The 9,789-nt window shown below is 53.5% G+C and carries 6 protein-coding genes; all 6 read right to left on the bottom strand.

The features are described 5' to 3' along the window. Positions 1-969: site-specific integrase (locus tag BF12_RS22390; RefSeq protein WP_211242435.1), on the bottom strand; the 969-nt coding region annotated here is incomplete at its 3' end. Positions 970-2,444: 1,475 nt separating this feature from the next. After that, positions 2,445-4,934 carry a hypothetical protein gene (locus BF12_RS0110575; RefSeq protein WP_156941167.1) on the bottom strand — a complete coding sequence of 830 codons (2,490 nt, stop codon included), beginning with the start codon at positions 4,932-4,934 and terminating at the stop codon, positions 2,445-2,447. 134 nt (positions 4,935-5,068) lie between these two features. Continuing rightward, a complete protein-coding gene (locus BF12_RS0110570; RefSeq protein ID WP_024952251.1) occupies positions 5,069-5,893 on the bottom strand; it encodes a hypothetical protein in 825 nt (274 codons plus the stop codon). A 366-nt stretch (positions 5,894-6,259) separates the two neighbouring features. Next, positions 6,260-7,129, bottom strand: coding sequence for a site-specific integrase (locus BF12_RS0110565; protein WP_169734523.1), 870 nt, complete (start codon positions 7,127-7,129; stop codon positions 6,260-6,262). A 410-nt stretch (positions 7,130-7,539) separates the two neighbouring features. Further along, positions 7,540-9,105 (bottom strand): DEAD/DEAH box helicase, encoded by a 1,566-nt coding sequence (locus BF12_RS0110560; RefSeq protein ID WP_051510926.1) that lies wholly within the window; start codon positions 9,103-9,105, stop codon positions 7,540-7,542. Beyond that, the gene (locus BF12_RS0110555; protein WP_024952248.1) at positions 9,102-9,647 is read right to left on the bottom strand and encodes a VspR family transcription factor; all 546 of its coding nucleotides are present in this window, start codon (positions 9,645-9,647) and stop codon (positions 9,102-9,104) included. The genes BF12_RS0110560 and BF12_RS0110555 overlap by 4 nt, the downstream gene beginning before the upstream one ends. Positions 9,648-9,789: the final 142 nt, after the last annotated feature.

The following is a 9,789-nucleotide window of genomic DNA, read 5'->3' as shown; positions in this document are numbered from 1 at the left end:
CGCTCGGCGGCAGTTCGCCAGTGCTGCAGGAGTGAAGGACCAATGTCCTCGGCAGGTGGAGGAAAGGCGATCCAGAAGCTGAGGGTAGTCGTCGCTGTAGAGGCGCAGTACGAGCCACGAGATTGCATTGTGCCTCAAGAGATGAAAGTCGAAGTGGAAGTCCTCCAGCTCCAATCCGGGTGTGAGAGCACCGCGGAGAGACTGCCGGGCCCATGCCATGAGCGGGGTCAGCAAGCTCTCTCTTGAATAGCCCAGCGGAGAGCTTTCTGGCCCCAGCAAGGCAATGTTCTTCAAACGCTGCTGGCCAGCAAAGGACTCTCGGCGTCTATCAATCCACTCTCTCACCAGCGTCATCAACTCTGGGGATATCAGAAGATGAAGAGGAACGCTGCGCCGAGCATTTGCAGTCTTGCCAGCATGGATTTCTACGTAACAGTAGGTGGGGCCGTCATCTCCTGGCTGATTGATGATGACGTCATGCAGTGTCAATGCCATGACTTCTCCAGCTCGCAGGCCCCCGTAGTAGCCAAGGAGGAAGGCGATCAGCCAGCTGCGCCGTAATCCACTCCGTCTTCTGGAGAGCGCCCGGGTCAGGTGTTCTGCCTCGTGTGGCATGATCAGATGTGTACGCAATGTACTGATGAAACGACCTCCCTCACCCTGTACGGGAGGAATACCCGTTAATCGATCGTTGCCTTGGCAAAAGCTGATGAACTGATTGAACGTCTGGAAGAAGTTGTGGCACGTCGAAGTGTCCCAGCCTTTCTGAGTGGGTAGCTGTTCGCTGATTGCCTCCATCAGTTCTCCATCCCAGAGAGCCAACCATGGGATATCGGGCAACATCATCATGGAGGTGGGCGTCAGACGACTCAGGTAAGTCCTGAGCGTGCTGGCTTTATTGCCTTGAGTGCTCGATTGATAAGACAGCCATAGCAGTATCCAGAGTGGGTAGCTGTCTTCGCCCAGCATGTGTATCAGCTTCTTCGCGTAGCGAGACGTAACGGTGTCATGCCGCTGGATCGCAGATCCCCCTCTGGGGTTTATCAGACCTTCATGCTCCAGTTCGGTGATATACGCATATAGTTGGTTGCCTGCTTTCACATACCAGTCTGTTGATAGTTGATCCTGCCGGTATCGGGGAGAGGTAGATGGTGACGATTCGTTGCTCCTGTCGCCTCCTCCCATAAGGAGTTCAGGGGTGTGAAGATCGGTCTCGATGTCTTCCGGTTCAGAGACATCCATGGTTCCAGAAGCGCTCGACGTACCGGAGGTAGGGAGGGGGGCCGCCGATAAAAGGAGGCTTTCGTCATGCTGCCAAGGAGAACGCCAGCTACACACTGGTAGGGGGTAGCGCCGAAGCAGCTGTGACCAGAGGGGCGCAGGGCCTAACAATGTCGTGCACCGGAAGGCATGACGAAGCAATGATCGGACATTCTTCAGCGAAGCGGAGGAACCAGTCCTGCGTGGTGCCTGGCTATCTAGCAGCTGTGACAGACCGGTGACCAAGAGCTGATCCAGATGGGCAGCTCGCGCTTCCAATGGACTGTTTAGGTCCAGCGTAGCATCCGAGGAGAACCACCATACATCGGCTTGCTGGGAGGAGGTGGCTGGTAATGGGACAGGGGACTGACGGCAAGCCCTGAGTAGCCTCCTGAGATGATTCGGGATTTTTAGCCGGTAATGGGCTGGATGTGTTCGAGATAACCCTGGCAGGCAGCCGATGAACCAATGGTGGGGACCGCGCTTGGTGTTCAGGCGTGGCAGATGCTCTGAGCTCAAGTTCAGCAGAGTATGGCGAATCACTTCTTCCTCCATCCCCAGCAGGGTACCCATGCTCAAGGCCAGGAAGAGAAGAGACTGCTCTGGCGTACATTGGTTGGCGGGAATGCGCTGCAGGGCGCGTACCGAATCCAGCACCCGTTGCTGAACCTTGATATCTCGTGATGAGGTAGCCGCGGATGAGGGTCTGACCGGGCGTTTGATACTGGTCGGAATCGTAGCCTCGAAGTCAGGCTCTCGGTTGAGATGAGTCAGTACAAGCGCGACTTCCTTGGTGACCTTTCGGGAGCTGAAGTCAAGTTCAGTTTCCTTGGCAAGCTGGATGGCGTTGCGAATCAAGGCTTGTACATCTCGCTGGTTCAAGCGTGTGGCATTGTGTCGAGCGCGAGACGGCTTGGTGGAAGGCGCACTTTGCGCTCTAGCCTGTACTCTGGTTACCTTTTTCTTATGCCGTTGCCAAGCGTAGCGCGCGACATTCTTGCGGAAATGTCTGAGCACTTCAGAGGAGGAGAAAAGGCGATGATCTGGATCATTCCAGCGACGGAATACCCTACCCAGTGTTTTCGAAAGTTCGATCGGAGACAGCTTCGGAGTTGTAAGCTCTTGGTGCGTGGACTGGGCAGGTACATCGGTTTTCTTCCGAAGATCAATGGTGGTAATAGCACTCATCCTCTATCTCCTTGAATGGTTGGCCCGGCGTGCTGAATGGGCCATGGGAGGTCGTCTCTGTGAAGCAGACCCGGCGTCAAGCCGCATAGCCTGGCGATATCGGTTAGTGCGCTTCGTATCGCCGATTGAATCAGGCTCCGATCACTGGACGGGGATTGGAGTGAGTGCCCCTGGATGGTGTGCCCAGCGAGCGCACTAAATTCAGCGTGAGAAAGTCGCGATTGGAGCGCGGTGAGCATGCTGTGGCGCGTGATATTGGAAGGCTGGTGGCCCCACTGGCTCAATTCAGTTGCCAAAGGCGAAGGCATGAATGTTGGAAGATCCTTGAGCCACTGTCGCCAGTCAGCATGCTGCATGCGTTGCTGCGTCAACATCATTGTCGAGGCATTGAACTTCCATTGAACGGGGTAGGCGACTTGTTCATGCCTAAGAAAGTCTGCTTTGCCACCGTGGCGTTTCCACCATCGTTGCCATTCCTCCCGCCACTCATGCTGAAGCCGGAGCAATGCGCCAAGGGCAGGGACAAGTGGAATTTGGCGGCTTTCCTGTGCCCGAGCCGAATCCTTGTCGCGTAGCCAGAGCGTATTTTCCAGCTGCTCACATTGGGTTTTGGATCCAATTGGGCGAGCCAAGGTGCAGAGCTGCCATGCAAGTAAGGTCAGCGCTCCCAGTATCTGACCTTGCCGGGCAATGGCTTCGCCGACTGCCCGTAAGTCGCTAGTACGATTCCCTTGTGAGGTAATCAATGAGGTAACCAGCATGGCGTGGTTCTTGGTAAGTTGCGTCAGCAAATGAAGCGGACGTTTGAAATAGCTCGGCTCCTGGGCTTTTGTGGATCCCACGGTGTGATCTTCGCGAGGTGTACGACAGTCTTCTTCTAATAAGGGAAATAGGCCAAGCGCAGCTTGAGCCGAGAGAAAAGCCTTCTGAATCTTGTGCAGAGGTATCGTTCGATACGTTGCCGGGGCAGAGAGCGAAAGCGGGAGCTCGCCTCGCAACCAGGTCGCGATCACTTCATCTTCACAGGCAGGTATCACCCAATGATGATGACTGGCGGACACGCGTCTCAACGTCAGAGTACTTCCGGGACGGTTATCCCCCCAGCGCTTGAGTTTTTTCTCGATCAGTGATTTCAGTGCTTTGAAGGGCTGGGCGCCGGGGAGCCATGCCTTTTCGGCCATGAGTGACTGATTGAGAGCGTTGGGCAAGGGCAACGTGATGATGGTTTCGTTAGGTGCCTTGTTGACAGAGTAATGGAGTAGCCCCTCCTCCGGTGACCAGCTGGGAACTTGATCCAGTGTCTGGCAGATGATCCACTCACGATTGCTATCGCTATTGAGGGGCAGCTTGGGGGATCGGGAGATTACCGTCGTCTGCAGCAAGCGCTCAGGTGCTATTCCACTGCAAAGTAGAATGCTAAGAAATGCCAAGGCTTGTCGGTTTGCAATAGCACTCTCAGATTCTATGAGAAATTCCTCATCTTTCGGTGGTTGGAAGATACGTAAAGCTGCTAGAACCTCTTCTTGTGGGCGTAGGCTGATGTCTGCAGATGTCTTGAGACTGCGGGCCTGTTGCAAGAGCTGTACGCTCTCAAGGTGAAGCGCCTGATCGCCTTGTGAAAGCAGCGTGTTATGGAATAGCTCTTTCACTGGGTCGAGGGGTGAGATACTGCTTTGGTTCAGATCATTAGATGATGATTCATTCTGATGTTCATTGTCATCCGTGAGCTCTTCATCATCCTCTATTAAGGCATGGTCAAGTGCTTGGATTGACCTGTCAAGGGAGCGATAGTCGGTATATTCAGCATGAATTTTGTAAGATTTGTCACTGGCCCAAAGTGGCGAATCACGAAGAATGGTATCGACATGTTGACGTCTTTTTTGATTTTCATTGCGAGCTCTATGCTGTTTTCTTATTGGGCTACGAGTGAGCTGGCTCGACTGATAAATTTCGTCAAGCAAAGCGCGTGTCGCTTTCTTATTGCGCAGATGGTTGGGATGCTCCGATGGACGATCAGTTGCTTTATCATAGGCATGAAGAAACTGTTCGAGCAGCTCCAAATCAGCATCGGAAAAATGCTCCGGAGGAGGAACTAACTGCTCTCCCAGGGTAGGGGAAATGGGTCTGGGGAAACTGTTTTGAATATCATCCAGGTCGCCCCAGTTAAGTAGCCGCTTAAGCGCCTTTCTAAGCTCAAGTATCTGGGTGTAATATTTGATGGCAGAGCCACGTCTTACAGTACGACGTGGCTGACAAAAAATCAGTCTAAGCAGCTTTCGGATACTGCTTACGCGAGGATCAGTGAGCGATATAAATCGGTAGTTCACCGTGTAATGAAGGCAGTGAGACATTCTATGATTTCGATGTGACTCATCTTCCATAAAAAATTGGCTTTCTAGAAACTCTTCTACTTGGGGCACAAGGTCTGGCTCCGAGTAATCGGCGGCAAAGAGGCGAGCACTGAGGCGATATTCTGAGGCAATCAAGGGTGGGAGGCTCCTCTTGAGCCACTCCGGTACAAGGGGCCAGCGGGACCCGATCGCATTGAGGTCGTAATTAGCCAATATTTGGTCAGGTAGTTGGTGTTCACTCACGTGAAAGCCTCCTGTTTATCAGTCAATCAAAGCTCATAAAGCCAATCAATTTGCGAATCTGAGTCGTTTTCCCTCTTATTGTTCGAGTACTTGTTTTTTTCTTTTATATTGCTTTGCTTGTTGGTATCTGATTCCTGCTTCCTATTATCTTTTCTTTTGCTATGGGTGTTCTTCTTACTTGTTTTAGCGACAGTGGCGCCGTTTGCTATATTTCTATCTTTAGATGCATTACTTTGACTTTTATTAGCGCTATCCATTATTGTGTTCATAAACTTTCTAATCGAGTCAGTGGAATAGCGATGCTTGAACATTGATGAGATTTGCTTGTGTGTTATTGGCAAGTTTTGTTGAGTGACTACATTGCTCCATGCGTATTGTAATCTTTCATCACTAATGAAGTTTCTGAGTATATTGTTCCATAACTTCTTCTCGTTAATATTGATATCGCCAGTGGTATGTAGGTTGTGGATATTGATCCATTCCCAGCCAAGCTCGAGCAGAGGCTGTAGCACCTGGTAATAGAATCTCACCACTTGGATTTCATCTTCGTTGAGTCTGCCGATATCGATCTCGATGCAAAATACACTTTGTGAGACGGGCACTTTCTGTGTGGATACGATGGCTTTGATGACATGAAAATTCACGAACTCCTCGGAAGTGTGAGTCGACTGAACGTTGCTGCGGAAGCGGACAGGCGCTAGGGGCAGGCTCTCTGTCGCGACCGTTGGTCGAAAAGCATGCTCCTCGTTCATAAGCTCGGCGGTGTCCACCTCGAGTACTCGCTGATAGATGACAAGCGTCTTGTCAGCGCTGATTTTCACTAGTGACGGTGTATAGGTAGCATCTGGCATATTGATGACTCCAACGATAGGCAAAGGGGGGCCGAGACGTATGAGAGAATCATTCGTCGAGTTCATGTCCAGCAAACGCGAGTAACTTTGAGTAGTGATGATCAGTCGAGTAATACACCCGACCTGTAGAACGATATCTCTGGGAGTGCCGCCTCCTGATATATCCAAGCTGAATCAGTGTGTACTAATAGCATAACTCAAGTGGCAAGAATCTAAGGTATCTTTTAACCGTCAAAATCGACCGTTTCGAGAGCATTAGGGATTCTTGGCGTCAAACTTGGTAGGTATTTTTTTTATTACGAGCCCTCGAGCGATTGCTTTTGTCAATTCATCGATTATTGAACGGTAATGCATTGCTCATGTTTATCAAAAGTCGTTGGCGCTGTTTTCGAAAGGGTCTGCGACCCGAATGTACTCCGTCAAGGTGCTGAGATGCCTGTGACCTGTCACGCGTTGTATCTGCTCCAGGCTCTTCCCCCGCAGATGAGCTTCAGTGATCAGGCCAGCACGCATGCTATGTGTGCTGAATCCGCGTGAAGCCAGGTTTGACCGCTCAAGCCCCCTGATCAACGCATTCTGAAAAGCAGTTCGAGAAAGTTTCGAGCCTCCTGGCCTGCCGCCCAGCGAGACGCTGCGAAATACCGCACCTCTCTGGATATGGGCGGCTTCCAGCCAGCGATACAGGAGATTGACGGGGCAGTAGGGGAGCGAGGTATCCGCATGGTGAATAGCTTTGACTTCATGACGTCCTTCTTGATTGGTCTTGCTGCGGGAGAGCCTGACCAACACGCCTCGTGTATCCCATGTGAGGTGCTCGACACGAAGGTTGAGGACTTCGCTGTAACGAAATGCTCCATAGAACGTCAGGCAGAACATGGCGGCGTCGCGCAGATCTCGCAACTCGCTCAAATCCAGGCTATTCAGCAGCTGATGCAGATCGTCTCGCATCAAGGCTGGTGCACGTTTCACCGGCACTTCATTGAGGCGTGCACAGCCGCGCATGACCCCCTTGATCATTTGCTCATTGCCCAGGGTGGGGCAATTCATGACAAGGTGCCAACGCCGTAACGAGCACAGCTGTCGCTTGAGCGTATTCGGTTTATAGCCGTCCTCGAAACACCGGGTGAGGTAGTTGGCAATCTCCGTGTCGGTGCTGGGGAGGGTGCCGCCACGTCTGAGAAACATCCGTATGTCGCTTTGGAAGGCTCGGATGGTACTCGGTGCAAGGCTTGCCATGATCAGCTTTCGTGCCGAGACCGTCAGGCAAAGCCCCGGCAGAGAGTCCTGGTTTCCCTGATAGGGGATCACTTGCATTGCCTGATGTCTCCGTCTTTGAGGCGGGTGGATGCCTGTCGGTGGTCTGGACACCATGAGGGATCTCCATCGATGTCGAAAAGTTGGAATGAGGGCCGATATGCGCTGTGAGGTGGCCATCGAATTTCACGCTATCACCCTTCGTAAATCAGCCAACCCGAAATGCATGCCCTAGAAAGCATGGAGAGTTGAGAGTCACGCATACGCAGGTTTGTTCGAGTAATCTCACTGGTATATGTGCGATTTGTGGATGTTATACTTGTGGTTAAACTATAAAAAAGTGAAATCATCTGGTGATCGCGCGGGCGTGGCTGCCGAGCCGTCTCCTGTAATCAGAGCGATACCAGGCGCGCCAAGAAGGCGTTGGAGAACGCCACATCATTTGCCAGATCAAGAGTGATCTCTCGTACTCCCTCTGAGAAGCTCACATACTCACTCATGGGGGCCTGAGCATGTGGCGCGCCATGCATGTCAATCGTGGGGAGTTCTCCGCACGTGCCGGGGTCGTTGGAGGCTATCGAATCAGTGGCTGGAGAGACGATCGGGGCGGGTAGTGTTGGGGAGGAGGAGGAATCCAGTTGGATCGCAGCATGCTCGTCGGGCAAGTCGTCAAACAGTCGATAGGCGTAGTGTCGTAACGTGCTTTCGTTGAGGGCATAGAAATAGCACGCATCATCCTGTGCATGTCGACGCCGTATGATCCGGCCTAGCACTTGGCGAAAATACTGTTCGGTCCTGACGTGGCTGAGATAGCAACATACCTGCAAGCGGGGAATGTCGATCCCTTCACTGACCATGTTGACGGAGACAATCCACGAGGTATGGCCGTAGCGAAACGCCTCAAGTCGTGCGTGCGCTCCTTCTGTCTGGCTGGTTGCCAGGCACACCGTCTGTCCCATCTGTTTCAGACAATCAGCGATGTCTTCTGCATGAGAAATGTTGGATGCCACCACCAATCCTGCGGCGGTCGGGTCTTTCTCCTGAAGCTGTCGCAAGCGTTGGCAGCTGACGTCCAGCAAATGTTGCTGAGGCCCGGGGTGACGCAGCAAGGCGGCGTAATGCACCCCTGGGTGACGCAGCAAGGCCGGGATGCTTTGGTAATACAGTGTCTCGCGCTGCGCCTGCTGTTCTGCCACCAGACGTATGTCGTCGTTATCTATCAAATAGATCTGGGGAGTACGGCAGACATCATCCTGGATGGCATCACGCAGGGGATAAGTGAAGTCTGGGATCAGCGCGAGGCGGTCATTGTCGGCCGATGGCAGGGTTGGCACCGATGGCTCGGACGCTGAGGCGGCTTCATGGCTCGGTGCCATATAACGCAGCATCGGAAGGCAGCTGCCATCAGTGCGCCAAGGAGTGCCTGACAAGGCGAGCGTAAAGCGAACATCGCGCTCCAATGCCAAGAGCGCCAATCCCCATTGATTGGCGCCTGTGGCTGCCGAGCTGGTGTAGGCGTTTTTTGCGGCGCACGCTGTCGCGCCGGCGGCATGGTGGCTTTCGTCCCAGACCAGCAGGACACGCCCTTGGCGACAGAGTTGCTTGAGGTCCTCCAGGCGGAAGCTGAGCGCTTGATAGGTCAGCGCGATACCGATGTCCCCCAGCCTGCCCTGCATGGGCCGCCCCAGAATTTGCGAAAACGTCTCGCGTGCACGCTCCACCACGGCAGAGGTGGGGCCGAGATAGATGACGTGATCAATGCTCCCGTTGAGAATCAGCTCCTCAGCCAGGACGGCGGCCATCAGCATCTTGCCCGCACCCGGGGTGGCCTGGCACAGGAAATGGGGCTGCTGATCCGAAAGCCGTTGAAGCGCTGTTTCAATACAACGCGCTTGCCAGGCTCTGAGTGTCGGGCTTGTCAGAGAGGGCAGTAATCGATTGATCTGACGCGGCGTCATGAGGCACCTCCAGCATGGCGTTTTGCAGAGAGCGCCAGCACGGCGGCCAGTTGTCCCTGGAGTTCGCAGGCGCGCTGAATTGCATCCTCCTGGAGTGGAGCGATGTCGGGTTTCGCCTCCGGGTAGTCCTTTGCCAATTGATAGAGGTGCTCGGCTTCCGCGCTCGCGGCCCGCATGGATTTTTTCAAGGCTCGACGTTGTTCCTGTAGTGCTGCATCCAGCGGTAGATGCGATGTGCTATCGGTTTTCGACGTGGCAAGATCCTGTCGATTGCTCGGCAAGGGGATATCCGGTGAGCGCTCCGAAGTGCTATCGATGAGTTGATAGACGCGGCGACGCTTGCCGATGGTGTCGGATTGCACAACGTGACCATCAATGACCAGGCGATCGATCAGGTCACCGACTCGCTGCAGGACAATAATGGGTTTATAGCCCGCCAACTCTGGATGTTTCATCAGCTCGTTGCGGCAGCTGACTTTCGTGAAATGAGTCGGTTTATCCTTCAAGGCTTTCAGCCACTGCTGGAAGTGCTGTTTGATCAACTGTCCTCGCCGATAAGCTGCGGCAGTCGAGGAATCCTGGAATGTGGGAGTGCTCGAGGTGTGAGGGGGAGGAGAGCGACGCTGGCTCTCTGAGGTGATGGTAGATGACGAGTCGTGTGACACCGAAGTCTCAGGCGTCTGG

It is taken from the genome of Cobetia crustatorum, from assembly GCF_000591415.1.
Lineage (GTDB): Bacteria > Pseudomonadota > Gammaproteobacteria > Pseudomonadales > Halomonadaceae > Cobetia > Cobetia crustatorum.
Note: the sequence above shows the minus strand (reverse complement) of the source record. Positions and strands in the feature narration are given on the sequence as shown.